Origin of the sequence: Streptomyces sp. I05A-00742, assembly GCF_013055795.1 — a bacterium.
Lineage (GTDB): Bacteria > Actinomycetota > Actinomycetes > Streptomycetales > Streptomycetaceae > Streptomyces.
In genome coordinates this window covers 1-21,981 of sequence record NZ_JABETO010000035.1, presented here as the reverse complement: position 1 = coordinate 21,981, position 21,981 = coordinate 1, and the positions used below count along the sequence as shown (strand labels likewise).

The 21,981-nt window shown below is 73.6% G+C and carries 18 protein-coding genes, 11 tRNA genes and 1 pseudogene; 14 read left to right on the top strand and 16 right to left on the bottom strand.

Features of this window, described 5'->3' with window-relative positions; translation table 11 throughout:
• Positions 1-51: 51 nt before the first annotated feature.
• From thrS to HN013_RS25765, 3 genes are all read right to left on the bottom strand, one after another.
• Positions 52-2,028, bottom strand: coding sequence for a threonine--tRNA ligase (gene thrS / locus HN013_RS25775; RefSeq protein WP_171170236.1), 1,977 nt, complete (start codon positions 2,026-2,028; stop codon positions 52-54).
• A gap of 82 nt (positions 2,029-2,110) precedes the next feature.
• Complete coding sequence (locus HN013_RS25770) at positions 2,111-3,277, bottom strand: hypothetical protein (RefSeq protein ID WP_171170234.1); 1,167 nt, start codon at positions 3,275-3,277, stop codon at positions 2,111-2,113.
• Positions 3,277-3,879, bottom strand: a complete 603-nt coding sequence (locus HN013_RS25765; protein ID WP_171170233.1) for a DUF4365 domain-containing protein — start codon at positions 3,877-3,879, stop codon at positions 3,277-3,279. Before HN013_RS25765 ends, HN013_RS25770 begins: the two co-directional genes overlap by 1 nt.
• Before the next feature lie 166 nt (positions 3,880-4,045).
• Between HN013_RS25765 and HN013_RS25760 the strand changes: the two genes are divergently transcribed.
• Positions 4,046-4,771: a 3'-5' exonuclease gene (locus HN013_RS25760; protein WP_171170231.1), complete on the top strand. Its 726-nt coding sequence runs from the start codon at positions 4,046-4,048 to the stop codon at positions 4,769-4,771.
• Between the two features lie 102 nt (positions 4,772-4,873).
• Here HN013_RS25760 and HN013_RS25755 read toward each other — a convergent pair.
• The 3 genes from HN013_RS25755 to HN013_RS25745 form a co-directional block, all read right to left on the bottom strand.
• Positions 4,874-4,945: transfer RNA gene (locus HN013_RS25755), tRNA-Val, on the bottom strand.
• A 62-nt stretch (positions 4,946-5,007) separates the two neighbouring features.
• Positions 5,008-5,478: an SRPBCC family protein gene (locus tag HN013_RS25750; RefSeq protein ID WP_171170229.1), complete on the bottom strand. Its 471-nt coding sequence runs from the start codon at positions 5,476-5,478 to the stop codon at positions 5,008-5,010.
• A 66-nt stretch (positions 5,479-5,544) separates the two neighbouring features.
• Positions 5,545-5,616, bottom strand: a tRNA-Val gene (locus HN013_RS25745).
• Between the two features lie 288 nt (positions 5,617-5,904).
• Here HN013_RS25745 and HN013_RS25740 point away from each other — a divergent pair.
• A complete protein-coding gene (locus HN013_RS25740) occupies positions 5,905-6,318 on the top strand; it encodes an SsgA family sporulation/cell division regulator (RefSeq protein ID WP_004942301.1) in 414 nt (137 codons plus the stop codon).
• Positions 6,319-6,552: 234 nt separating this feature from the next.
• Entirely contained in the window at positions 6,553-7,122 is a 570-nt protein-coding gene (locus tag HN013_RS25735; RefSeq protein WP_171170228.1) for a CGNR zinc finger domain-containing protein, read from the top strand.
• 13 nt (positions 7,123-7,135) lie between these two features.
• On the opposite strand, the gene HN013_RS25730 is transcribed toward HN013_RS25735, so the two are convergent.
• Both HN013_RS25730 and HN013_RS25725 read right to left on the bottom strand, forming a co-directional pair.
• A complete protein-coding gene (locus tag HN013_RS25730) occupies positions 7,136-7,330 on the bottom strand; it encodes a hypothetical protein (protein WP_171170203.1) in 195 nt (64 codons plus the stop codon).
• A 59-nt stretch (positions 7,331-7,389) separates the two neighbouring features.
• Positions 7,390-7,845 (bottom strand): hypothetical protein, encoded by a 456-nt coding sequence (locus HN013_RS25725; protein ID WP_171170225.1) that lies wholly within the window; start codon positions 7,843-7,845, stop codon positions 7,390-7,392.
• 166 nt (positions 7,846-8,011) lie between these two features.
• Here HN013_RS25725 and HN013_RS25720 point away from each other — a divergent pair, with 166 nt between their 5' ends.
• Entirely contained in the window at positions 8,012-8,530 is a 519-nt protein-coding gene (locus HN013_RS25720; RefSeq protein WP_171170223.1) for a DsbA family protein, read from the top strand.
• A 31-nt stretch (positions 8,531-8,561) separates the two neighbouring features.
• Here HN013_RS25720 and HN013_RS25715 read toward each other — a convergent pair whose 3' ends face one another.
• The 3 genes from HN013_RS25715 to HN013_RS25705 form a co-directional block, all read right to left on the bottom strand.
• The gene (locus tag HN013_RS25715) at positions 8,562-9,380 is read right to left on the bottom strand and encodes a GNAT family N-acetyltransferase (RefSeq protein ID WP_171170221.1); all 819 of its coding nucleotides are present in this window, start codon (positions 9,378-9,380) and stop codon (positions 8,562-8,564) included.
• Positions 9,381-9,441: 61 nt separating this feature from the next.
• Positions 9,442-10,263, bottom strand: a complete 822-nt coding sequence (locus HN013_RS25710) for an aminotransferase class IV (RefSeq protein WP_171170219.1) — start codon at positions 10,261-10,263, stop codon at positions 9,442-9,444.
• A complete protein-coding gene (locus HN013_RS25705; protein ID WP_171170217.1) occupies positions 10,260-11,312 on the bottom strand; it encodes a chorismate-binding protein in 1,053 nt (350 codons plus the stop codon). The genes HN013_RS25710 and HN013_RS25705 overlap by 4 nt, the downstream gene beginning before the upstream one ends.
• Before the next feature lie 171 nt (positions 11,313-11,483).
• On the opposite strand from HN013_RS25705, the gene HN013_RS25700 reads away from it, so the two are divergent.
• From HN013_RS25700 to HN013_RS25660, 9 genes are all read left to right on the top strand, one after another.
• A tRNA-Gly gene (locus tag HN013_RS25700) sits at positions 11,484-11,556 on the top strand.
• Between the two features lie 34 nt (positions 11,557-11,590).
• A tRNA-Cys gene (locus tag HN013_RS25695) sits at positions 11,591-11,664 on the top strand.
• 1 nt (position 11,665) lies between these two features.
• Positions 11,666-11,740: transfer RNA gene (locus HN013_RS25690), tRNA-Val, on the top strand.
• Positions 11,741-11,855: 115 nt separating this feature from the next.
• A tRNA-Val gene (locus HN013_RS25685) sits at positions 11,856-11,927 on the top strand.
• Between the two features lie 16 nt (positions 11,928-11,943).
• Positions 11,944-12,015, top strand: a tRNA-Val gene (locus tag HN013_RS25680).
• Positions 12,016-12,038: 23 nt separating this feature from the next.
• Positions 12,039-12,113 (top strand) — tRNA-Val (locus HN013_RS25675).
• Positions 12,114-12,136: 23 nt separating this feature from the next.
• Positions 12,137-12,208: transfer RNA gene (locus HN013_RS25670), tRNA-Val, on the top strand.
• Positions 12,209-12,234: 26 nt separating this feature from the next.
• A tRNA-Val gene (locus HN013_RS25665) sits at positions 12,235-12,303 on the top strand.
• Positions 12,304-12,326: 23 nt separating this feature from the next.
• Positions 12,327-12,401: transfer RNA gene (locus HN013_RS25660), tRNA-Val, on the top strand.
• A gap of 189 nt (positions 12,402-12,590) precedes the next feature.
• Here the strand turns inward: HN013_RS25660 and HN013_RS25655 are convergent.
• The gene (locus HN013_RS25655; RefSeq protein WP_171170214.1) at positions 12,591-12,776 is read right to left on the bottom strand and encodes a hypothetical protein; all 186 of its coding nucleotides are present in this window, start codon (positions 12,774-12,776) and stop codon (positions 12,591-12,593) included.
• A 619-nt stretch (positions 12,777-13,395) separates the two neighbouring features.
• Between HN013_RS25655 and HN013_RS25650 the strand changes: the two genes are divergently transcribed.
• Positions 13,396-14,760, top strand: a complete 1,365-nt coding sequence (locus tag HN013_RS25650) for a serine/threonine-protein kinase (RefSeq protein ID WP_249375400.1) — start codon at positions 13,396-13,398, stop codon at positions 14,758-14,760.
• On the opposite strand, the gene HN013_RS25645 is transcribed toward HN013_RS25650, so the two are convergent.
• From HN013_RS25645 to HN013_RS25630, 4 genes and pseudogenes are all read right to left on the bottom strand, one after another.
• Positions 14,757-15,599: an RNA methyltransferase gene (locus HN013_RS25645; protein ID WP_171170212.1), complete on the bottom strand. Its 843-nt coding sequence runs from the start codon at positions 15,597-15,599 to the stop codon at positions 14,757-14,759. The two genes, HN013_RS25650 and HN013_RS25645, sit on opposite strands and share 4 nt — an antisense overlap.
• Before the next feature lie 36 nt (positions 15,600-15,635).
• Positions 15,636-16,871, bottom strand: coding sequence for a uroporphyrinogen-III C-methyltransferase (gene cobA / locus HN013_RS25640; protein ID WP_171170210.1), 1,236 nt, complete (start codon positions 16,869-16,871; stop codon positions 15,636-15,638).
• 187 nt (positions 16,872-17,058) lie between these two features.
• Positions 17,059-21,192 (bottom strand): nicotinate-nucleotide--dimethylbenzimidazole phosphoribosyltransferase, encoded by a 4,134-nt coding sequence (cobT, locus tag HN013_RS25635; protein WP_171170208.1) that lies wholly within the window; start codon positions 21,190-21,192, stop codon positions 17,059-17,061.
• A gap of 220 nt (positions 21,193-21,412) precedes the next feature.
• Positions 21,413-21,981: pseudogene (locus HN013_RS25630) on the bottom strand (50S ribosomal protein L11 methyltransferase); the annotation flags it as partial.

Sequence of the window (21,981 nt, the reverse complement as noted above, 5' to 3'; positions counted from 1 at the left end):
CGGCGGGGATACGACGAGGGGCGGCCCTGACGGGCCGCCCCTCACGTGACGTCACACCTGAACGCGGCGCTCCACGACGTCGAGGAGCTTCGCGATCGCCTCGTCGCGGGCGACTCCGTTCTCCTGCGACCCGTCCCGGTACCGGAACGACACCGTGCCCGCGTTCATGTCGTCGTCACCGACGATGATCATGAACGGCACCTTGGCCTTCTGGTGGTTGCGGATCTTCTTCTGCATACGGTCGGAGGACGAGTCCACCTCCACCCGCAGCCCCTTCTCCCGCGCCGCCGCCGCGAACTCCTCCAGGTACGGCACGTGCCCGTCACCGATCGGGATGCCGACCGCCTGGACCGGGGCCAGCCATGCCGGGAACGCGCCGGCGTAGTGCTCCAGGAGCACGCCGAAGAACCGCTCGATCGACCCGAACAGCGCCCGGTGGATCATGACCGGCTGCTGGCGCGAGCCGTCCGCCGACGTGTACTCCAGACCGAAACGCCTGGGCTGGTTGAAGTCGACCTGGATGGTCGACATCTGCCAGCTCCGGCCGATCGCGTCCTTCGCCTGCACCGAGATCTTCGGCCCGTAGTACGCGGCCCCGCCCGGGTCCGGAACGAGCGGAAGACCCTGCTTCTCGGCCGCCAGGCGGAGCGCCTCGGTGGCCTCCTCCCAGTCCTCGTCCGAGCCGATGAACTTGTCGGAGTCGTCGCGGGTGGACAGCTCCAGCTCGAAGTCGTTCAGGCCGTAGTCGCGGAGCAGGTCGAGCACGAAGGTGAGGAGGGTGTCGAGCTCCTCCGGCATCTGCTCCTTGGTGCAGTAGATGTGCGCGTCGTCCTGGGTGAAGCCGCGCGAGCGGGTCAGGCCGTGCACCACGCCGGACTTCTCGTACCGGTAGACCGTGCCGAACTCGAAGAGGCGCAGCGGCAGCTCACGGTAGGAGCGCCCGCGCGACTTGAAGATCAGGTTGTGCATCGGGCAGTTCATCGCCTTGAGGCGGTAGTTCTGCTCGTCGAACTCGATGGGCGGGAACATGCCCTCCGAGTAGTGCGGCAGGTGCCCGGAGATCTCGAAGAGCTTCTCCTTCGAGAGGTGCGGGGTGTTCACGAACTCGTAGCCGGAGACCTCGTGCCGCTTGCGCGAGTAGTTCTCCATCTCCTTGCGGATGACGCCACCCTTGGGGTGGAACACCGCGAGGCCCGGGCCCAGCTCCTCCGGGAAGGAGAACAGGTCCAGCTCGGCGCCGAGCTTGCGGTGGTCGCGCTTCTCGGCCTCGGCCAGGAACTCCAGGTGGGCCTTGAGCTCGTCCTTGGTCGGCCAGGCGGTGCCGTAGAGGCGCTGGAGCTGCGGGTTCTTCTCGCTGCCGCGCCAGTAGGCGGCGGCCGAGCGCATCAGCTTGAACGCCGGGATCATCCGGGTGGAGGGCAGGTGCGGGCCGCGGCAGAGGTCCTTCCAGCACAGCTCGCCCGTCTTCGCGTCCAGGTTGTCGTAGATGGTGAGCTCGCCAGCGCCCACCTCGACGTTCGCGCCGTCCTCCTGGGAGGCGGAGCCCTTGAGGCCGATGAGCTCCAGCTTGTACGGCTCGTCCGCGAGTTCCTCGCGGGCGGCCTCGTCGGTGACGACGCGGCGGGAGAAGCGCTGGCCCCGCTTCTGGATCTCCTGCATCTTCTTCTCGATGAGCTTCAGGTCATCGGGGTGGAAGGGCTTCTCGACGTCGAAGTCGTAGTAGAAGCCGTCCTTGATCGGCGGGCCGATGCCCAGCTTGGCCTCGGGGAACAGCTCCTGCACGGCCTGCGCCATGACGTGCGCGGTGGAGTGGCGGAGGATGTCGAGGCCGTCCTGGGAGGAGATCTCGACCGGCTCCACCTCGTCCCCGTCGGCGAGCTCGTACGCGAGGTCCTTCAGCCCGCCCGCCACGCGCGCGGCGACAATGGTGCGCTCGCCGGCGAAGAGGTCGGCCGCCGTGGTGCCCGTCGTCACCACGCGCTCTTCCCGCTCGGAATCGCGTTGGATGATCACACGGACGTCTGACACCGGACTCTCCTGACTCTGGGGCGCGGCAGCGGACGCTGCGCGTCTGAATCGTACCGAGCCCGGTGCCCGGGTCGCCAAACAGTCAGGCGCCGTCGCCGTCCCGCTCCCCGAAGCCGTCGGGGCGGGCCTGGAGCGACTTGAGCAGCCGCTCGCGTTCCGCGTCGTCCACCGGCAGCGGCAGCACTCCCCCGGCGCCGGCGAGGCCGCGGAAGCCGCCGCCGCTCTCCAGGCGGCCGTCGATCCGTACGGGCAGGCCCGTCAGGTGGGCGTGGCCGGCGGTCCGGTAGTCCTCCTCGCCGAGTTCGGCGCGCACTTCCGTCACGTCGGCTCCGGAGAGCACACGCAGCCGCACCGCTCCGCCGCCGTCGGACGTCTCGCGCCACAGGTGCACCACGGTTCCCGTGAGCCGCACGGGGACGGCGGGTTCGTCGCGCAGATAGCGGGCGCCCGCGGCGCGCAGGGCCGGGAGGTCCCCGGGGGAGAACTCCACCGGCTCCGGGCGGGCGGCGCGGCCCGGCGGCGGGCCGGCGGCCGGGGCCCAGTCGAAGCGGACGCGGACCCCTTCCGACCCGGCGACCAGGGTCACGAGGGCCTCGGTCAGCTCCCGGCAGACGCCCGCCGCGACGGCGGCGCGGAACGCGTCGGCCCGTCCGGTGGCGCGCTGGTAGTCGGTGGCGTCGCGGGCCGCGTGCACCGCTCCGAGCAGGGCGTCCACGGCCGGGCGGCCGTACGGTTCGTCGGGTCCCACCGGAACGAGGACGGTCAGTTCGCCCGCCGAGCAGCGGGGGCCGGTCAGCAGTCCGCCGAGGGCGGCCTCGGCGGCGCGGCGGTGCCGGGCGCCGTGGTGTCCCGCGGCCGCGCGGGCGGCGAGGGCACCGGCGACGAGCAGGGCGCGCGCCCCGGCGCGCAGCCGTTCCTGCGCGGCCCAGCCGGTGCCGGGCCCGGGGGCCCGGCGCTCCCAGTGGATCTCGTCGCTGGGGGTGCCGAGGGCGACGAGGATATGCCGGGCGGACGGGTCGGGGCTGTGCTCCAGGGCGGCGCGGGCCTCGGCGAGGAGCTCGGCGCCGTCGGGGAGGGAGGGGTCCTCCGGGACGAGGAGGCTGGGCCCGGCGGGGCCGGTTCCGCGGGGCGGTGTCCAGCGGACGTAGCGTCCGGCGGCACCGCCGTGGCGCCGCCAGCCGTGGCGGGCCAGCAGGGCACCGAGGACGGCGGGGTCGTCCGGGGCAGGGGCGTCGGCCGGCGGTCGCATCAGGGCCTCCCTCCCGCCCCGACCCGCGTCATGATCTCGCAGAGGGCGTGGTCGTCGAAGACGTGGGCGGTGGGGATCCGCACGGTGGTTCTGCGCCGGCCGGTCACAGGGTGACCGGCGAGGTTGGTCCAGTAGCAGCAGTGCCGCACCGCGAGCCGGTCGTGGCCCGCGTGCAGCCAGTCGTCCCTGGCCCGGGGGACGAGCATGACGACGAGGATCCTGTGCACCGCCACGGGGGTGCGGGCGAGCTTGGCGAGGTGTTCGTTGTCGAGCGTGAAGGGGAAGGTCGCGCCGGGGGGCCGGGGGGCGACCTGGTAGGTCGCCTTGAGCTGCACCTTGATGGTGACCTCGTCGTCGGCGGTGTGGCCGGGGGCGCTGTGGCTGACGTGCCAGTCGATGCCGTGGTCGGGGAAGGGCTGGGCCAGCGTGCAGCCCGCCGCCGCGGCGACCGCGTGCAGATGGCCGATCTGGAGCGTCTCCATGCACGCGGTGACGGCGAGGGCTCCGCGCCGGGGCGGGGCCGGTCCTCCCGGGGGAGGTCTTCCGCCCGCGGGGGGCCGTCCACCGGCCGGAGTGACCGGCTCTGGCCGTGTGAGCGCCATGTCCGAAACACCTTCCGGGCGTACGTCCGTCGGTCCGTACACCGCTGTTGTCTCCACGTGAACTCCTTCGCAAACAAGGGCGGTTCGGGCCGCACCAAGACCGGGTATCACTCGACGGAGGGAGGGAAATCACGCCAATTTCCGGTCAAGCGCGAGGAGTTGTGACATGCCGAGCTGGTTCGAGGGGCCGCTCGCCGCCTTCGACACCGAGACCACCGGGGTCGATGTCGAGCGCGACCGCATCGTGTCCGCGGCCCTCGTGGTGCAGTCGCAGGCGGGAGCCGCGCCGATGGCCACCCGCTGGCTGGTCAATCCGGGCATACCGGTCCCGGAGGGCGCCACGGCGATACACGGACTGACCGACATGCACCTCCAGCGGTTCGGGCGGTGGCCCGCGCCGGTGATGGAGGAGGTGGCCCGGGCGCTGGCCGAGCAGTCGGCGGCGGGCACTCCCCTGGTGGTGATGAACGCGCCGTTCGATCTGACGCTGCTGGACCGGGAGTTGCGGCGGCACCGCGCGGCGTCGCTCTCGACGTACCTGGGGAGCTCGTCGCTGTGCGTCCTCGACCCCTGGGTGCTGGACAAGCACCTGGACCGGTACCGCAAGGGCCGCCGGACGCTGTCGGACCTGTGCGCGCAGTACGGGGTCGAGCTGACGGGCGCGCACGACGCCGCCGCGGACGCCACGGCGGCACTGTCGGTCGTCCGGGCGATCGGGCAGCGGTTCGCGGTGCGGCTGGAGCGGCTGAGCGTCGCGGAGCTGCACGCGCGGCAGGCGGTGTGGCACGCGGCCCAGGCGCGGGGCCTCCAGGCGTGGTTCGCCCGGAACGGCTCGGAGGAACAGTGCGATCCCGCCTGGCCGCTGCGGACGGAGCTGCCGTCCGCGGCGTGAACGGCGCCGTGCGGCGGCGGTGTGCGGCGGGGAGGCACCGCGGGCATGTGCGGAAACACAAGTGAGGCCGGTCCCTCTGCGAAGGACCGGCCTCACCGGATGTGGGCGATACTGGGATCGAACCAGTGACCTCTTCGGTGTGAACGAAGCGCTCTCCCGCTGAGCTAATCGCCCGGAAGTTTCTCGGGGTTTCCCCCGGGAACGCACTGAACAATACAGGTCGCGCCGGTCCTCCATCAAATTCCGGCCGGCCGGTTCCGCAGCAGCCCGCGCAGTCCGCGCAGCCCCCGGCGCATCACCCAGGCATGGCTCGCGACATAGACGGGCCGCCCGAGCGCGGCCCAGCGGCGCATGCGGGGATCGTGCAGTTCCACGTCCTGTTCGAAGCGGGCCCGGCTGCCGGTGCCCCGGGGCAGGACGGTCCACCGGACCCAGCCGTCGAGGGTGCCGCCGAGGCCGACCTCCAGGACCCGGGCGACGGGGTCGCGGCGGCGTTCGCGGGCGGTGAGGCGGAGCTCCCAGGGCAGGAAGGAGCGGACGCACAGGGTGCCGCCGTGCTCGTCGAGGCGGGTGCAGGACAGCTGGGGCCACCAGGAGGGGTAGTCGTCCGCGGCTTCCAGTACGGCGTAGACGGTGTCGGGCGGGGAGTCGAGCACCCAGTCCTGCCGGAAGCGGTACCGGTGGTGCGCGCGTGGGGCTCGGGACATGACAGTCAGCGCACAGGAAAAACCTGTGGCCCGCAAGGGCTTGCCTTGCGGGCCACAGGTTTGATGTGGGCGATACTGGGATCGAACCAGTGACCTCTTCGGTGTGAACGAAGCGCTCTCCCGCTGAGCTAATCGCCCGGGCGCACCGCAAACATTACCGCATGTCAGACGGTGCCCAGAACCGCCTTCCGGCGGCCGCCCGCGGGCCCGTGTACCGCTGTCACCCTCCGTGATGACGGGCGGCATGCACGCCTTTGACGGAACTCACCGGAACGGCCGTATTCCCGCCGCGAGGGGTCGGCCGTACGAGGTATCCGAAGAGTCCCAAAACGGTCAGAGGGGTTTACAACGGCACCGTAGGTGGCATGTCGATTTCGCCGACGTGCGAATCCCCGAGCGCACACTGAGCGAAAGGCCCTGGCGCTTATGAACACCACGGTCAGCTGTGAGCTGCACCTGCGCCTCGTTGTGTCGAGCGAATCGTCACTGCCTGTACCCGCAGGTCTGCGGTACGACACTTCCGATCCGTATGCCGTACACGCCACCTTCCACACCGGAGCCGAGGAGACGGTCGAGTGGGTCTTCGCCCGGGATCTCCTCGCCGAGGGCCTGCACCGGCCCACGGGCACCGGTGACGTCCGCGTCTGGCCGTCCCGCAGCCACGGTCAGGGCGTCGTGTGCATCGCGCTCAGCTCTCCGGAGGGCGAGGCCCTGCTGGAGGCCCCCGCGCGAGCCCTGGAGTCGTTCCTGAAGCGGACCGACGCCGCCGTTCCGCCCGGTACCGAGCACCGGCACTTCGACCTGGACACCGAGCTCTCGCACATCCTGGCGGAGAGCTGACACCAGGGGTCCGGTCCCGGCGCGCCGCCCACTCGGGGAGGCGGCGCGCACACCCCGTCCCGCCGACACACTTCCGACACATATCGCGCATCAGGCATCCCGGCCGCGCCGTCGCCATGGAATCCACCGTGGTCGACGGCGCGGCCGTACGGTGTGCCCCGGAAGCCAGTAAGGTCGGTGGCCGCAGTCGAACATTGTGCCGCCCCACCGGCCCGGCCAGGGAGCGAACGAACCGTGCTGATCAGTCACGACACCCGGTGCGCGCTCGACGCCGTCGTCGACCTGCTCAACAGCGTCCCGGAGGACCCGCCGGCCCCGGAGGGCGCCGACGGGCTGCCGGATGTGGCGGCGCTGCGGGAGTTCGTCGAGCGGCACGACATCAGCGGGGTCGGGGAGCTGGACGAGGGCGATCTGCGGGCCGTCCGGGAGATCCGGGACCGATTCGTACGGATATTCGACACGACGGCCGTGCCGGAGGCCGCCGAGCTGTTGAACGCCCTGGTCGCCGAGGCGGGGACCACGCCCCGGCTGACGGACCACGACGGCTACGACTGGCATGTGCACTACTTCGCGCCGGGCGCCTCGCTGGCGCAGCACCTGGCGGCCGACGGCGGCATGGCGCTGGCCTTCATCCTGGTGGCGGGCGAGCGTGAGCGGCTGCGCCGGTGCGAGGCGCCGGGCTGTGGGCGCGCCTTCGTGGATCTCTCCCGCAATCGGTCGCGGCGCTACTGCGACGGCCGGACCTGCGGAAACCGGCTGCATGTGGCCGCGTACCGGGCACGGCGGCGCGGTACGGCGGACTGAGGCGGCGCACCGCTCACCACCGGTAGAGGTCGTGGACGGCGGTGGCCAGGATCAGGGTCGCCACAAAGGCGAGGAACAGCATCAGGGGTGGCTGGGAGAGGGCGAAGAGGCAGCCCCGCGGCTCCTTGGCGAGGTCGCCCAGGTCGCTCAGATCGAGGTCGTTCAGGTCGGTCAGTTCTGCGGCCAGCTCGGCCGGTTCGTCGTTCATCTCCGGCAGAGCATGGCGCAGCGCGTGCCCTCAACGGGCCGATCGTGTGGAGGTGTTCGTCAGATCCCGTGTTTTTTGAGGATTGCCTCGATGTCGTCGAACTCCCCTCCGCTATTCTTCCGCCCCTTCGTCTTGGGAGCCGCTTTGGGAGCCGCCTTGGCGCGGTCCGCGCCTCCCTGGCGGCCCGCCCCCAGGGACGGGGCGGAGGCGCCGGGCGCCAGCGCGTCCGGACGGTCGGCCGCGGGCACGGAGCGGCCGCCGGTGCGCCGCTCGGCGGCCCGGCTCACCAGGAACAGCAGGGCCGAGAGCGCGAGCACGCCGAAGCCCGCCCACACGGTCGGCTTGAAGACCAGGTCGGTGACCCAGTCGATGATCCCGGTCATGACGAGGCCGATCGGGATCAGGGCGAAGGCCGCGATACGGGTCGCGGCGAGGAAACGCTTGCGGTAGGCCGTCAGCAGGGCGATGCCCAGGCCGCCCGCGGACACCGCGGCGCATACGGTCGAGGTCAGCATCCGGTCCTCCTGCCGATGGTGGGCTTCTGCATCCATCCTGCACCGGACGGCGGCCCGCGGGCCACGATCAGGAGCGGGATCAGGGAGAAGTCCGGGTCGTCCCCTGGGGTTCCTCCTCCCCAGGGCCGAGATCCCGTCCCCCCGCGGGGGCTGGGAGACTGGTGCCATGAGCGAGACCAACAGCCCCTCCGCCCCGTCGTCCGCCGTGCTCGACGTCTGGTGCGACCTCCAGTGCACCGACTGCCGCGCGGCCCTGGAGGACCTGCGCGCGCTGCGCGCCCGCTACGGCGACCGGCTGGACATCCGGCTGCGGCACTTCCCGCTGGAGAAGCACCGGCACGCCTACGCCGCGGCGCAGGCCGCCGAGGAGGCGGCCGAGCAGGGCCGGGGCCGGGAGTTCGCGGAGGCCGTGCTGGCGCGCGCCGAGGAACTGGGCGAGCGCGGCGAGGGCGTGCTGACCGAGGTGGCGGCCGGGCTGGGCGTGGACGCCGAGGAGGTGGACACCGCCCTGATCGACGGGCGGCACATGCTGATCGTCGACGCCGACCAGGCCGAGGGCAGGGCGATCGGGGTGACGGGCACCCCGACGTACGTCATCGGCGGTGAGCGGCTGGACGGCGGCAAGAGCCAGGAGGGGCTGCGGGAGCGGATCGAGGAGATCGCGGACCGGCTGCTGGCCGGCTAGCCGGCGGCCTCGGGGGCCGCTCCCCGGCCGCTCAGAGCGTTTTGTGGAAGTACAGGTTCGTGGGTTCGTAACCCAGGGACTCGTAGAGCCGCAGCGCCGGGGTGTTGCCCGCGAAGACGTTGAGGCCGATGCGGTCGTGTCCCATGGCGAGGGCTTCCCTTTCGGCGACGAGCATCAGGGTGCGGCCGTGCCCGCGGCCGCGGAGTTCCGGTGCCACCTTGACGTCGTAGACGAAGCCGATGCCGCCCCGTGCGGCCAGCCAGAGGGTCCCGACGTCGACGCCCTCGTGGGCGAGGACGCGCAGGGCGACGCCGGGGCTCGCGGTGCCCCGCGGCAGCAGGGAGGCGTGGTCGGCGTCGCACTTGGCCTCGGCCTCGGCCCGGGACACGCCGCGCTCGACCAGGGACTCGACGAAGACCGCTTTCTCCTCGGCGAGCCACGCCGGGTACATGTCGTCGGTCATCGCCCGCGCCTCGCTCCCGGCGGGCAGTTCCGGTGGGCCGGCGAGCGGTTTGACCATGTTCCGGTTGCGCTCGGTGTAGCCGAGGGCGGTCACCAGGCCGAGCGTCGCGGTGTCGTCGCAGGGGACCCCGACGCCCACCCATCGGCACCCCCAGCCGCGCAGCACCTCCTCGGCGGCGAGGGCGGCGACCGTGCCGCGGCCCCGGCGGCGCTCGGGCCTCCGGACGAAGAGCCGCTCTATCTGGCCGGCCCGCGGGCCGAAGTGGGGGTTCGTGGCGAGCTCGACGTCACCGACGGGCCTGCCGTTGACGCAGATGTCGTAGCTGCGGCGGCGGTGGCCGTCGCCCGTGCGCTGTTCCGGTGCCGTGGGGCGAAGGGTGGTGGTCATTGTGCTGTTCTACCCACCCGCCGGGCCGGTGTCGTCGGGATTTCCACCGGCCGTGTCCGGTTCAGGGGTCCATGTCCGCCGCTGACCGTTCCGCGAAGACGCGCATGGCCCCGGTGGTCACCGGGCCCGGGGCGCCGGGGAGTTGGCGGCCGTCGACGGTGCGGAGCGCCTGGATGTCGCGCAGGCTGGAGGTCAGGAAGATCTCGTCGGCGCGGTCGAGGACGTCCATCGTCAGGTCCGTCTCGCGGGCGTCCGTCCAGGCGAGGACGAGGGCGCGGGTGATGCCGGCGAGGCAGCCGGAGGCGAGGGGCGGGGTGTGCAGTTCGCCGTCGAGGACGACGAAGACGTTGGAGGCGGTGCCCTCGCAGAGCGCGCCGGTGGTGTTGGCCAGCAGGGCCTCGGTGGCGCCCCGCTCCTTGGCGCGGGCGAGGGCGACGACGTTCTCGGCGTACGAGGTGGATTTGAGGCCGGCGAGCGCGCCGCGTTCGTTGCGGGTCCAGGGGACCGTGACGGCGGCCGTGGTGTCGGGCCTGCGCTCGATGGCGCCGGCGGCGACGAGGAGGGTGGTCCCGGCGGCGCCGCGGTCGGAGCCGAGCGGGGAGAGGCCGCCGGTCAGGGTGATCCGCAGCCGGCCGAGGGGGATGGGGTGGGCGTCGAGGACGGCCGCGCAGGCCGCGCGGACCTCGTCGGGGTCGGGTGCCGGGAGTCCGAGGCCGCGGGCCGAGGAGGCGAGCCGGTCGAGGTGCCGGGTGAGGGCGAAGGGGCGGCCGTGGACGACCTTGAGCGTCTCGAAGACGCCGTCGCCGACCGTGAGCCCGTGGTCGAACACCGAGACGCGGGCGCTGTCCCCGTCGACCAGCGTCCCGTTGAGCCAGACGGTCACCGTTGCCTCCCGGCGGTAGTGCAATGGGTGCCCGACGCTATCGCGAGCAGCCTGGCCGCCTTGAGTTCTGTCTCGGCCCACTCGCCCTCGGGGTCGGATCCCCAGGTGATGCCGGCTCCGGTGCCGAATCTGAGGGCGGCGCCGCCGGGGGCGGTCCGGTCGATCCAGAAGGTGCGGATGCCCACGGCCAGCTCGCCGGTGCCGCGGTCGGCGTCGACCCAGCCGACGCCCCCGCAGTAGGGCCCGCGGGGGCCCCGCTCCAGGCTCTCGATGATCTCCAGGGCGCTGGCCTTGGGTGCCCCGGTGACCGAGCCGGGCGGGAAGGTGGCGGAGAGCAGCCCGGCCCAGCCGGTGTCCTCGGCGATCTCCCCGCGGACGGTGGAGACGAGGTGGACGAGTCCGGGGTGCTGTTCGACGACGCAGAGTCCGGGGACGGTCACGGAGCCGGTGGCGCAGACGCGGCCCAGGTCGTTGCGGACCAGGTCGACGATCATCACGTTCTCGGCGTGGTCCTTGTCCAGCAGGTCGGCGGCGGTGCGGCCGGTGCCCTTGATCGGGCCGGACTCCACCGTGCGGCCGGTGCGGCGCAGATACAGCTCGGGCGAGGCGGTGACCACCTCGGTGCCGTGGGCGGGGAGCCGGACGGTGCCCGCGTACGGGGCCGGGTTGCCCGCGGCGAGGTGTGCGGCGAGTGCGTCGACGTCCGCGGTGTCCGGGTCCGGCAGCGGGGCGCTCAGGACCCGGCAGAGGTTGGCCTGGTAGACCTCGCCCGCGGCTATGTGCTCGCGTATCCGCCGGACCCCGGCGAGGTAGGCGTCCCGGTCGAGGGAGCTGGTCCACGCCTCGGGGGCGGGGCCGCGCCAGCGGCCGGGGGCGGGCAGCGGGGCGGGGCGCACATCGCCGAAGCGGGCGCACTGGACGCTTCCCTCGAAGTCCGCGACCACGGCCCACCAGCCCCGGGAGTCCAGGGCCTCGGGATCGCTGGTGATGTCGCGCAGATCGGTGGCGAGGAGGCCGCCGAAGCGTGCCATCGGAGGGAGGTCATGCACGTCAACGAGTCTATGGGGCGGTCGGCGGCAGTGAGCCGGGTGAAGGAAGTGGGCAGCACGCTGCGAAAACGGAATTTGAGCTGGCGCGGGAATCCGCTAGAGTTCAACACGTCGCCGGGACGCGGAAGCGGAACGGCGGGGCAGCTTCCGGGCAAGATCCGGGAGAGGCATGCGGACGTGGCTCAGTTGGTAGAGCATCACCTTGCCAAGGTGAGGGTCGCGAGTTCGAATCTCGTCGTCCGCTCGAAGTGGGGGATCTTCCCGACCCCCCGCTCCTTGGTGGAGTGGCCGAGAGGCGAGGCAACGGCCTGCAAAGCCGTCTACACGGGTTCAAATCCCGTCTCCACCTCCAAGGACGATTAGCTCAGCGGGAGAGACCTTCCCTGACACGGAAGAGGTCACTGGTTCAATCCCAGTATCGTCCACCAAGGCCCTCACGGGCCTTCCCGCGCGATTAGCTCAGCGGGAGAGCGCTTCCCTGACACGGAAGAGGTCACTGGTTCAATCCCAGTATCGTCCACCAAGGCCCTCACGGGCCTTCCCGCGCGATTAGCTCAGCGGGAGAGCGCTTCCCTGACACGGAAGAGGTCACTGGTTCAATCCCAGTATCGCGCACGCTGCACACACTCCCGGACGATTAGCTCAGCGGGAGAGCGCTTCCCTGACACGGAAGAGGTCACTGGTTCAATCCCAGTATCGTCCACCGAGGTCCTCGCGGACCTTCCCGCGCGATTAGCTCAGCGGGAGAGCGCTTCCCTGACACGGAAGAGGTCACTGGTTCAATCCCAGTATCGCGCACCATGATCGGCCGGAGGCCGGGGCTNGGACGATTAGCTCAGCGGGAGAGCGCTTCCCTGACACGGAAGAGGTCACTGGTTCAATCCCAGTATCGTCCACCGAGGTCCTCGCGGACCTTCCCGCGCGATTAGCTCAGCGGGAGCGGGCTTCCCTGACACGGAAGAGGTCACTGGTTCAATCCCAGTATCGTCCACCGAGGTCCTCGCGGACCTTCCCGCGCGATTAGCTCAGCGGGAGAGCGCTTCCCTGACACGGAAGAGGTCACTGGTTCAATCCCAGTATCGCGCACCATGATCGGCCGGAGGCCGGGGCTTCGAGCTCCGGCCTCCGGCCGTTTTCCCATGCGTATGAGGCATGGAGGACGGGCCGGGCACCTCCCCAGGTACCCGGCCCGTCATGTCGTCCGCCGCACCCCCGTCCCCACGGGGTTATGGCCGGCTCGTCCCCGACCCGGACCGCTCTTCCGGGTGCGGGGCGCGCTCAGCGCCCCAGCATGCCGGCCACGGACGACGCTTGGGTGACGACGGCGTCCCAGCCGCCGAAGGCCACGGCCAGGACGGCCGCGCAGGGCAGCACCATGGCCAGGGCGACCAGGGGATGCCGGTCGGAGCCTCGGGCGTGCGCCCGCTCGGACGCACGGGCCGTGCGCCGTATCGCCTGCGCCATCGCACGCCCCCTCTCCGGCCGCCCGTACGGCCCCAGTTCCGGCCCGGCCGCTCCGGCCGGGCGCGCTGCTGTCCACAGCGACGGGCGTCTGACCTCGGGGGACGAGTGTTACGCCCGTCGCTTGGCCTCAACATTAGGCGTCGGGAGGGGGGCCGGGCGTCATGCCCTCGTACCCCTTGCACCGCCTCCCGGAGGAGGAGGGCGGGCCGGGATCGCTACTCCCCTGGGTGGAGAAACCCCGGGCCGGACCCCAGGGTCTTCCCCGACGGGGTAACGGGCCGGAGTGAAGTGCCTCACGTCCCGGCCGTCCCGGTGTCCCGGCGCCGGACCGTCCCCCACCGGCCGGACGGACGCCGCGTCAGGTGTTCGAGCGGTGTGCCCACGGGGCGCGGCTCCCCGGGAGGAACGGCCCGTCGGCCCGTCAAACCCCATGGCTCGCGCGGATCTTGACGGGCCGCCGGAGTGGCGGACGGGCCGGCCCCGGCGGCCGGGGAGCGGGCGGCCGGGGTGCTGCGGCGTAACCGGCCATCCGACGGCGACGCATGCGCGGCCTCTCAGCACGGCCGCCCGTCAATCCGTAAGCTGTGGCTCGTCAGACGGACCGGCAGCGGGGATGAAGATGACGATGATGCGGCTCCGGCGCGAGGACCCGCGTGTCGTCGGCTCGTTCCGGCTTCACCGCCGGCTGGGCGCGGGCGGCATGGGTGTGGTGTACCTGGGCTCCGACAAGCGCGGCCAGCGGGTGGCGCTGAAGGTGATCCGGCCGGATCTCGCCGAGGACCAGGAGTTCCGTTCGCGCTTCGCGCGCGAGGTGTCGGCGGCGCGGCGCATCCGCGGCGGCTGTACGGCGCGGCTGGTGGCCGCCGATCTGGACGCCGAGCGGCCGTGGTTCGCGACGCAGTACGTCCCGGGGCCCTCGCTGCACGACAAGGTGACCGAGGAGGGTCCCCTGTCGGCGGCTCAGACGGCCTCCGTCGGGGCGGCGTTGGCCGAGGGGCTGCTGGCGGTGCACGACGCCGGGGTGGTCCACCGGGATCTGAAGCCGTCGAACATCCTGCTCTCCCCCAAGGGCCCGCGGATCATCGACTTCGGCATCGCCTGGGCGACCGGGGCGAGCACCCTGACGCACGTGGGCACGGCGGTCGGCTCGCCGGGCTTCCTCGCACCCGAGCAGGTGCGGGGGGCGACGGTGACGCCGGCGACGGACGTCTTCGCGCTGGGCGCCACGCTGGCGTACGCCTCGACCGCGGACTCCCCCTTCGGGCAGGGCAGTTCGGAGGTCATGCTGTACCGGGTGGTACACGAGGAACCGCAGCTCATGGGGGTGCCGGACGCGCTGGCGCCGCTGATCCTCGCCTGTCTGGCCAAGGACCCCGAGGAGCGGCCGAGCACGCTCCAGCTGTCGCTGCGGCTGAAGGAGATCGCGGCGCGGGAGGCGCACGGGCTGTCGGACGGCCGTCGGGTGCCGTCGCGGCGCGAGCCCGAGCGGCCCTCGGGGCAGCGGCCCGCGGAGTACGCGCACCAGCCCACCGAGCCGCGTCCGGCCGCCGCCCCGCAGGGGGCGTCCCCGGCCCGGCCGCCGGCGACCCGTCCGCTGCGGCAGCGGCGCACCGACCGGCCCGCGGCGCGTCCGGCGGCCCGCAAGGGATCCCGTACGGGGGCCCGTCCCGGTCCCCGTACGGGGACGCCGGGGCGGCGGAGCGGTGCCGACCCGCGGCTGCTGCGTCAGCGGCTGGTCGTCTTCGTCGTGGTGACGCTGCTGGTCGCACTGGGCATCGCCGCGGCGCAGGGGTGCGACGGGCCCAAGGGGTCCTCGGGGCTGGGGCCGGAGCGGTCGTGCGCGGTGACGACGGCGGGCGCCGGGTCCTGTGGTCCGTCGGAGGCCGGTCCGTCCGGGGCGGGGCTCTCCGACGTGAGTTCGTCCGGCACCGCGGCTTCGGGCGCCGGTGCGCTCCCGGTCGTCCTTCCGGGCGGTCCGGCCTAAGCGGGTCCGTCCGCCGCCGACGGCGTGCCCGATGTCACCGCGTAGAACGCGACGGCCGCCGCCGCGCCCACGTTGAGCGAGTCCACCCCGTGGGCCATGGGGATGCGCACCCATTCGTCGGCCGCCCGCAGGGCCTTGGCCGACAGTCCGCTGCCCTCGGCACCGAGCATCAGGGCGACCCGCTCCAGGCGGTGCGGGGCAGCGGCGTCCATGGAGGTGGCCTTCTCGTCCGGGGTGAGGGCCAGGACGCGGAAGCCCGCTCCCCGTACGGTCTCCAGGTCGCGCGGCCAGCTCTCCAGCCGTGCCCAGGGCACGGAGAACACGGCGCCCATGGACACCTTGACGGACCGTCGGTAGAGCGGGTCCGCGCAGTCCGGGGAGAGCAGGACGGCGTCCATGCCCAGAGCAGCGGCACTGCGGAAAATCGCGCCGATATTGGTGTGATCGTTGACCGCCTCCATGACGGCGACACGGCGGGCCGTGCGCAGCAGGTCGGCCGGATCGGGCAGGGGCTTGCGCCCCATGGAGGCGAGGGCGCCGCGGTGGACGTGGTACCCGGTCACCCGCTCGGCGAGCTCGGGGTCCACCACGTAGACGGGTGCGGGAGCGTCCTCCATCACGTCACGCATCACGTCCACCCACTTGGCGGAGAGCAGCATGGATCGCATGGCGTAGCCGGCGTCCACGGCCCGGCGGATGACCTTCTCCCCCTCCGCGATGAACAGGCCCTCGGCGGGCTCGCGTCGGCGGCGCAGCTCGACGTCGGTCAGCCCGGTGTAGTCGTGCAGCCGGGGGTCGGCGGGGTCGTCGATGGTGATGATGTCGGAGAACTGCGTCATGGGGTCAGTGCCTCGTGCTCGCGGGGTGGGAGGTGTTCAGCGGCCGGTCTCGCGGCCGATGTCCACGACCTCGCCGATGACGATGACGGCCGGGGGACGTATGCCCTCCGCCCTGACCCGCTCCCCCACTGTCGCGAGGGTCGCGTCGACGCGGCGCTGGGCGGCGGTCGTGCCTTCCTGGATCACCGCGACGGGGGTGCCGGCGGAGCGGCCGTGCCGGGTGAGCGCCTCGGCGATGGCGCCGCAGTTCTCGACGCCCATGAGCACCACCAGGGTGCCGCCGAGGCGGGCGAGCGACGGCCAGTCGACGAGGGAGCGCGGGTCGTCGGGGGCGACGTGCCCGCTGATGACGGTGAACTCGTGGGCCACGCCGCGGTGGGTGACGGGGATGCCGACCGTGCCGGGGACGCTGATGGAGCTGGAGATGCCGGGCACGACGGTGCAGGGGATGCCGTGCTCGGCGAGGGCCTGCATCTCCTCCTTGCCGCGGCCGAAGACGAACGGGTCGCCGCCCTTGAGCCGGACGACGGCCTTGCCCGCCTTCGCGTGCTCGATCAGGGCGTCGTTGATGGCCTCCTGGGCCATGGACCGGCCGTACGGGATCTTCGCGGCGTCGATGACCTCGACGTGCGGCGGGAGTTCGTCGAGCAGGTCGCGCGGGCCGAGCCGGTCGGCGACGACGACGTCGGCCTCGGCGAGGAGGCGCCGGCCGCGCACGGTGATCAGGTCGGGGTCGCCGGGGCCGCCGCCGACGAGGGCGACGCTTCCGGTGGCCGAGCGGGCGCGCTGGTGGGGGGCGGCGAGGGAGCCGTTCCGCAGGCCCTCGACGATGGCGTCCCGCAGGGCGGCCGTGCGGCGCGGGTCCTGTCCGGTGAGCACGGCCACGGTGACGCCCTCGCTGCGGCCGGTCGCCGGGGTCCAGGCGGTGGCGGCCTCGGCGTCGTCGCTGCGCACGGCCCAGACGCGGCGGGCCTCCGCCTCGGCGGACGCGGCGCGGTTGGCCTCCGGGTCGTCGGTGGAGATCAGCGCGTACCAGGCGCCGTCGAGGTCGCCCTCGCGGTAGCGGCGCCGCTCCCAGCGCAGTTCGCCCGCCTCGGCCATGGCTTCCACGGACGCCGTGGCGGACGGCGACACGAGCAGGATGTCGGCGCCGGCGGCGATGAGCGCGGGCAGCCGGCGCTGGGCCACCTGACCCGCGCCGAGGACGACTACGCGGCGGCCCGCGAGCCTGAGCCCTACGGGGTAGGCGGCGAATTGTGGGTGCTCGGCCATGGGGGTGCGGGTCTCCTCGCTGGTCAGGGGGTAGGGACACCCTACGTGGGCCTCGGGGGTGGGGGATTGTGCCCCTGCCCCGCCCTTTCACCGTTTCTTGCGGGGGCTGCGCCCCCGCACCCCCGAGCCGCGCTGCGCGCGGCGTCCTCAGACGCCGGACGGGCTGTTCGGCCCGCCCGGCGCTCGGCTACCCCTTCTCCGCCACACCCGCGCTGTCGAACGTCGCCACCTCGTGCATCGCCCGGGCCGCGCTCTGGACCACCGGCAGGGCCAGCAGGGCGCCCGTCCCCTCGCCGAGGCGGAGGTCGAGGTCGACCAGCGGGCGGAGGCCCAGCTTGGTGAGGGCCGCCACATGGCCGGGTTCGGCGCTGCGGTGGCCGGCGATGCAGGCGGCGAGGGCCTCGGGGGCAATGGCGCGGGCCACGAGGGCGGCGGCGCCGGCGCTGACGCCGTCGAGGATGACCGGGGTGCGCAGCGAGGCGCCGCCGAGGATCAGGCCGACGAGCGCGGCGTGTTCGAGACCGCCGACGGCGGCGAGCACGCCGATCGGGTCCTCCGGGTCGGGGCGGTGCAGTTCCAGCGCCCGGCGGACGACGTCGACCTTGCGGGCGTGCATCTCGTCGTTGATACCGGTGCCGCGGCCGGTGACCTCGGCCGGGTCGGAGCCGGTGAAGACGGAGACGAGGGCTGCCGACACCGTGGTGTTGGCGATGCCCATCTCACCGGTGAGCAGCGCCTTGTTGCCCGCGGTGACCAGGTCGCGAGCGGTCTCGATGCCGACCTCGACGGCGCGCAGCGCCTCCTCGCGGGTCATCGCGGGACCCGTGGTGAAGTCGTCCGTACCCGGGCGGACCTTGCGGGGCAGGAGGCCGGGGCGGGGCGGCAGCTCGCCCGCGACGCCGACGTCCACGACGCACACCTCGGCGCCGACCTGGTTGGCGAAGGCGTTGCAGACCGCCCCGCCGCCCAGGAAGTTGGCGACCATCTGCGAGGTGACCTCCTGGGGCCACGCGGTGACGCCCTGGGCGTGCACCCCGTGGTCGCCCGCGAAGACCGCGACGGCGGCGGGCTCCGGGATGGGCGGCGGGCACTTGCGCGACAGGCCGCACAACTGCGCGGAGATGATCTCCAGCATGCCGAGCGCGCCGGACGGCTTGGTCATCCGCTTCTGCCGCTCCCACGCCTCGCCGAGGGCCTTGGCGTCCAGCGGGCGGATGCCGCGCAGGGTCTCGGCGAGCAGGTCGTGGGGGTCCTCGCCGGGCAGCGCGCGCCGCCCGTACGTCTCCTCGTGCACGACCCAGGACAGGGGGCGCCGCTTGGACCAGCCGGCCTGCATCAGCTCGGGTTCGTCCGGGAACTCGTCCACGTACCCGACGCACAGGTAGGCGACGACCTCCAGGTGCTCGGGGAGGCCGAGTTCGCGCACCATCTCGCGCTCGTCGAAGAAGCTGACCCAGCCGACGCCGAGCCCTTCGGCGCGGGCGGCGAGCCAGAGGTTCTCGACGGCGAGGGCCGACGAGTAGGGGGCCATCTGCGGCTGGGTGTGCCGGCCGAGGGTGTGGCGGCCGCCGCGGGTGGGGTCGGCGGTGACCACGATGTTGACGGGCGTCTCGAGGATGGCCTCGATCTTCATTTCCTTGAACTGCTTCGCCCGTGCCTTCGGCAGCGAGTCCGCGTACGCGACGCGCTGGCGGGTGGCCAGTTCGTGCATCGTCCGGCGGGTCTCGGCCGAGCGGATGACGACGAAGTCCCAGGGCTGGGAGTGCCCGACGCTCGGCGCCGTGTGCGCGGCCTCCAGGACGCGCAGCAGGACGTCGTGCGGGATGGGGTCGGGGCGGAAGCCGTTGCGGATGTCACGGCGTTCGCGCATCACGCGGTGGACGGCCTCCCGCTCGGCGGCCGCGTAGCCGTCCGCCGGCGGGCCGACGGGCACGGGCGGCGCGGCGGGCTCCTCCTCGGCGTCCGTCACGGCCTGCGGCTCGTCGTCGAGGACGAGGGCGAGGTGGACGGAGGCGGCCTCGGCCTCCGGGACCTCCGGTACCTGCGTGGGCTCCGGGGACTGTTGTTCGGCCGCGGGCTGCTCCGTCGTCGGCTGCTCCACCGTGGCCGCGGCGGGCTCCGGCCGCGGCTCCTCCGGAGCGGCGGGGGCTGTCGCCTCGGGCTGCTCGGGGGTCTCATGCCGCGCGGGTTCGGGGGCCTGGGCGGGGGCGACGGGCTCGGGGGCCTGAGCCGTCTCTGCGGTCCCGGCCGGAGCCTGCTCCTCGAGGGCGGCCACCGGCGCGGGTGCGACGGGCTGTTCGGCCGTCGCCGGCTGTCCGGTCGTCGGTCCGTCGACCGGAGCCTCGTTCTGCGCCGGGGCCGGGGGGGCCGGGGCCGGTGCGGGGTCCGCCACGACGACGGGCTCCGCCACGGCGACGGGCGCCTCGGTGGGAGCGGGCGCGTCGCCGGGGGTGGCCGGGGCCGCAGGGGCCTCGGCGGGGACGGGCGCGTCGGTGGGTGCGGGCGTCTCGGGGGACGCGACTGCCGTCTCAGCGGAAGCGGGCGTCACGTCGGTTACGGGCGCCTCGGCCGTCACGGGAGCCTGGGCCTGCGTGATGGTCTCGGCGGGCGCGGCAGCCTCGGCGGACGCGACGGGCTCGGCAGGCACGGCCGTCCCGGCGGTCGCGGGAGCCTCTGCGGATACCGCATCCTCCACTGGCGCGGCAGCCTCCGCAGCCACCGGCACCGCGGCCTCCGCAGGCGCGGGTACCGGGGCCTCGGACACGACCGGTGCCGCCTCGACGGGCGCCGGCGCGGCAGCGGGCTGTGCCGCTTCCGGGACGGCCGTCACAGCGGCGTCGGCCGGGGCGACCGCCTCGGCGGGCACCGGGGTTTCGGACGGGGCGACGGGCGCGGGAGCGGGCGCCTCGGCCGGGGCAGCCGCCTCGGCGACAACCGGCGCGGGCGCCTCGACAGCCACGGGCGTCCCGTCGACCGCAGGCGTCTCGGCGGCGGCCGGGGCCGCGTCACCAGCGGCCGGAGCCTCGGCGACGGCGGACACGGGCGCGGAGGAGGGAGCGGGAGCAGGCGCGACCGCGGCCGGTTCGGACGGTGCGGCCGCTTCCTCGGCCGGCGCGGGAGCGACCGGCGCGGGAACCGGGACCGCGTCGGCCGGCGCGGCGGAGTCCAATGCCGGGGCGGTGACTTCGGCGACCGCCTCGGCCAAGGGCTCCACGACGGTGGGGGCCGGTGCGGGAGCGTCCGCCTGCTGCCGCGTCTCCTCCGGCTCCGGGGTACGGGCCGGCGGAACGGTCTCCTGCGGGGCGGCGACGGCCTCCTGGCGCACGGCCTCCACGGACGCGACGGGCTCGCCGGGCACCGCGGGATCGACGGGCGCCGCCGGCTCGACCGGTGCGGCCTGAGCGGGCACCGTCACACCGGGCGCGGGCACGGGAGCGGGCTCCTTCGGCGCGACGGCCTCCTGCGCGGCGGGCGCCGCGGCAACGGGCTCGGCCGACGTCCCGTCAGCCGGTGCTCCTGCGGCGGCCGGTTCCGTCACGGGCGTGCCCTGCGCGGGAACAGCGGGAACGGCGGGAACGTCAGGGCCGGTGTTCTGCGGCGGGACGAACGCCACGACGGGCTCGGCCTCCGGAGCCGGGCTCCCGGCCGTGGGCTCCACAGACTCCACGGGAGCCGCAGGCTGCTCGGCCGGCACCACGGGCACCGCCGCGTCCGCCACGGGGGTCTGCTGCGGCTGGGCGTCCCATATGCCCGGCTGTGCCACCTGCTCGGCGTCCGCCGGGGCGGCGTGCTCCGCGTCGGTCTGCGGAGTGTCGAGGTACTCGGGGCCCGTACCCGTGACCGGGGAGGCCGGGGGGTGCGGGACCGGGGAGCCGACCGGCTGCTGGGGCGCGGCCGGGCCGCGGTCCGCGAGGGAGCGCACGACGCCGTTGGAGGACGGGTCGGGCGGGCCCATGTGCAGCGGACGGCGGGGTGCCGCGGGGGCCGCCGGAGGCGTGCGGACCTCTTCGAAGACGGCCGCGCCGGTGTCCCGGCCGCCCGTCTCGTGGGTCCCGCCCTGGACCGGGGACTGCTCGCTCCAGGCGCCCTGGGCGCCCGGCATCAGCAGCAGGTCGTCCTCGTCCGCGGCGTCGCTGTCGGCGAGGAACGCGTAGGTGGAGGGCCCTGTCGTGGGACGCCCGGAGGGCGCCGGCGGGACGGTGGGGACTGTCGGGATTCCGGTGTCGGCAGGAGCCGCGGCGTCCGCGGTGAGCGGTTGCCCGGGCGTAGCGCCTGCGTTCTCCGGCTGTCCCTCACCCGGGAACCGGCCGGTGTCGGTCATGCGTACCCCTCGCCCATCGGTAGTGCTCCTTCCAACCGCTCACGCCCATAGTCAAGAACGAGCGTCCAACTCTCGCGGCACGTTGCGTACCGCCCCGGTGCCACCCTGCCGTGCGCTCCACCAAAAAGGAGGTGCGTTCCGGACATTGGTGACTGTGGTCTTTGACACCGAGCCGCCGCACAACGATCCGCCAGCCTACCTTCCGTGCGGAGCCGCGGGTTCACGGGTGCGTACGGCGGCCGCTCAGCAGGAAGGTGACGGACCGCTCGCGCTCCGTCCAGGCGGCCGTGTCGAGCTCCACGGCCTGGAGCAGGGCGCATTCCACGGCGTACCCGCCCTCGGCGAGGGCCCGGCCGATGGCCTCGGCCTCGTCGCGGGTGACGGCGTGCGCCACGATGACCTCGGGGCGGCGGTCGGCGCAGGCGGCGACGACGGGAGCCCCGCCGCCGCCGACGCGGACGACGTCGGGTTCGGGCAGGTCCTCCAGGACGTGCGGCGCGGTGCCGTGGACGGCCTGCAGCTGGACGCCGTAGTGGCGGGCGGCGGCGAGGGCCCTGCCGCAGGCGTCCGGGTCGCGGTCGACGGCGATGACGGCCGCGCCGAACCGGGCGGCCTCGACGGCGGCGGCGCCGCTGCCGGAGCCGATGTCCCAGACGAGGTCGCCGACGCGGGGCGCGAGCCGGGCGAGTTGGGCGGCGCGCAGTTCGGTGCCCTCGCCCTCGCCGGCCGCGGCGCCGTAGGCGTCGGCGGGCAGGGCCCAGCCGCGGGGTCCGGGGAGCCGGCCGGGGT

Bases quoted from the DNA above. Each gene is read 5' to 3' on its own strand.
- HN013_RS25740 (WP_004942301.1), top strand. From the start codon at position 5,905: ATGAACACCACGGTCAGCTGTGAGCTGCACCTGCGCCTCGTTGTGTCG.
- HN013_RS25770 (WP_171170234.1), bottom strand. From the start codon at position 3,277: ATGCGACCGCCGGCCGACGCCCCTGCCCCGGACGACCCCGCCGTCCTC.
- HN013_RS25715 (WP_171170221.1), bottom strand. From the start codon at position 9,380: ATGACCACCACCCTTCGCCCCACGGCACCGGAACAGCGCACGGGCGAC.
- HN013_RS25645 (WP_171170212.1), bottom strand. From the start codon at position 15,599: ATGACGCAGTTCTCCGACATCATCACCATCGACGACCCCGCCGACCCC.
- HN013_RS25650 (WP_249375400.1), top strand. From the start codon at position 13,396: ATGACGATGATGCGGCTCCGGCGCGAGGACCCGCGTGTCGTCGGCTCG.
- HN013_RS25760 (WP_171170231.1), top strand. From the start codon at position 4,046: ATGCCGAGCTGGTTCGAGGGGCCGCTCGCCGCCTTCGACACCGAGACC.
- cobA (WP_171170210.1), bottom strand. From the start codon at position 16,871: ATGGCCGAGCACCCACAATTCGCCGCCTACCCCGTAGGGCTCAGGCTC.
- HN013_RS25730 (WP_171170203.1), bottom strand. From the start codon at position 7,330: ATGAACGACGAACCGGCCGAGCTGGCCGCAGAACTGACCGACCTGAAC.
- cobT (WP_171170208.1), bottom strand. From the start codon at position 21,192: ATGACCGACACCGGCCGGTTCCCGGGTGAGGGACAGCCGGAGAACGCA.
- HN013_RS25720 (WP_171170223.1), top strand. From the start codon at position 8,012: ATGAGCGAGACCAACAGCCCCTCCGCCCCGTCGTCCGCCGTGCTCGAC.
- HN013_RS25765 (WP_171170233.1), bottom strand. From the start codon at position 3,879: ATGGCGCTCACACGGCCAGAGCCGGTCACTCCGGCCGGTGGACGGCCC.
- HN013_RS25750 (WP_171170229.1), bottom strand. From the start codon at position 5,478: ATGTCCCGAGCCCCACGCGCGCACCACCGGTACCGCTTCCGGCAGGAC.
- HN013_RS25655 (WP_171170214.1), bottom strand. From the start codon at position 12,776: ATGGCGCAGGCGATACGGCGCACGGCCCGTGCGTCCGAGCGGGCGCAC.
- HN013_RS25725 (WP_171170225.1), bottom strand. From the start codon at position 7,845: ATGCTGACCTCGACCGTATGCGCCGCGGTGTCCGCGGGCGGCCTGGGC.